Annotated in this window: 2 tRNA genes and 3 rRNA genes; all 5 read left to right on the top strand. The window is 53.0% G+C overall.

Annotated elements, in window-relative coordinates:
• Positions 1 to 256 (top strand): 16S ribosomal RNA (locus tag E1757_RS35565); the annotation flags it as partial.
• 187 nt (positions 257 to 443) lie between these two features.
• A 5S ribosomal RNA gene (rrf, locus tag E1757_RS35560) occupies positions 444 to 560 on the top strand.
• A gap of 50 nt (positions 561 to 610) precedes the next feature.
• A tRNA-Ile gene (locus E1757_RS35555) sits at positions 611 to 687 on the top strand.
• 92 nt (positions 688 to 779) lie between these two features.
• Positions 780 to 855: transfer RNA gene (locus tag E1757_RS35550), tRNA-Ala, on the top strand.
• A gap of 178 nt (positions 856 to 1,033) precedes the next feature.
• Positions 1,034 to 1,188: ribosomal RNA gene (locus tag E1757_RS36330) — 23S ribosomal RNA — on the top strand; the annotation flags it as partial.

Genomic DNA, 1,188 nt, shown 5'->3' with positions numbered 1-1,188 from the left:
AGCCGGTCTCAGTTCGGATTGCAGGCTGCAACTCGCCTGCATGAAGTCGGAATTGCTAGTAATCGCGGATCAGCATGCCGCGGTGAATACGTTCCCGGGTCTTGTACACACCGCCCGTCACACCACGAGAGTTTACAACACCCGAAGTCGGTGGGGTAACCCGCAAGGGAGCCAGCCGCCGAAGGTGGGGTAGATGATTGGGGTGAAGTCGTAACAAGGTAGCCGTATCGGAAGGTGCGGCTGGATCACCTCCTTTCTATGGAGTCCATGTTACCTGTAGGGTAACGGACATAAAGCAATCTTCAGATTGCAAAACATCGTTGACAACGAACATTGGCGAAGCTGATGTAATCGTTGCAACAGCATTCACTCGTTGCTCAGTTTTGAGAGGGTAAACCGAAGCCTTTTCCGGGGAGTCCCGAAAACCGTCTCGATGTTATTCGTTTGGTGATGATGGCGGAGGGGAACCACGCGTTCCCATCTCGAACACGACCGTTAAGCCCTCCAGCGCCAATGGTACTTAGACCGCAGGGTCTTGGGAGAGTAGGACGTCGCCAAGCGAACCCTTTTTACAGGGTAGAGGAAGCAAGCCGCTTCCCTTTATAAGTAAGGGCCCTTAGCTCAGCTGGTTAGAGCGCACCCCTGATAAGGGTGAGGTCGGTGGTTCGAGTCCACTAGGGCCCACCAATTGAATACCCCGGAAGATGTGTATGGGGTCGCCGAAAAAGTAATCGGGAATAAACGCCAGAGCATATCGTTACTTTGTGGGGTAAAAATTTGGGGCCATAGCTCAGCTGGGAGAGCGCCTGCCTTGCAAGCAGGAGGTCAGCGGTTCGATCCCGCTTGGCTCCACCATTCAAACTGACAGCAGACACGTTGGACTTGGGCGTAACTGTTGCAGGATTGTTCCTTGAAAACTGGATACCGAAACCGTTGCAACTGTTCGATGCGTGAAACCATCGCAGTTGTCAACAACAAGCATAGAGCAACAATCCAGACTCTATTCATTTGAATAGAGCATTATTAGCGGAAAAGTTAAGCTAATAAGAGCACACGGAGGATGCCTAGGCGCTAGGAGCCGACGAAGGACGTGGCGAACGACGAAATGCCTCGGGGAGCCGTAAGCAGGCTTCGATCCGGGGATGTCCGAATGGGGGAACCCACGTGAGGTAATGCTCACGTACCCAG

It is taken from the genome of Paenibacillus piri, from assembly GCF_004354045.1.
Taxonomy (GTDB): domain Bacteria; phylum Bacillota; class Bacilli; order Paenibacillales; family NBRC-103111; genus Paenibacillus_S; species Paenibacillus_S piri.
This window is presented reverse-complemented; position numbering and strand designations above follow the sequence as displayed.